Here is a 236-nt window from a genome sequence, read left to right as displayed (position 1 = left end):
AAGCAGACGCGCTCGTCGCGAAGCAGTCGTCGGGTGTTATCGAAAAGATTCGCGACTTGATGGCAGAACACGGACTGACTACTGCTGACATTGACGCGCACGCTGGTGGCAAGAAACGCGGACCGAAAGCCGCAGCTAAATCTGCGGTCATCGCCAAGCCGTCCGCAGCGAAATATCAGGACCCGAAGACAGGGGCTACATGGTCCGGACACGGACGCGCTCCGGGTTGGATTGCG

The 236-nt window shown here is 59.3% G+C and carries 1 protein-coding gene; it reads left to right on the top strand.

Going from position 1 to position 236, the window contains the following annotated elements; all coding sequences use genetic code 11:
• Positions 1-236 (top strand): H-NS histone family protein (locus F6X42_RS43355; RefSeq protein WP_187639807.1); only part of this gene is annotated, 236 nt, incomplete at both ends.

Origin of the sequence: Paraburkholderia podalyriae, assembly GCF_014397785.1 — a bacterium.
Lineage (GTDB): Bacteria > Pseudomonadota > Gammaproteobacteria > Burkholderiales > Burkholderiaceae > Paraburkholderia > Paraburkholderia podalyriae.
Note: the sequence above shows the minus strand (reverse complement) of the source record. Positions and strands in the feature narration are given on the sequence as shown.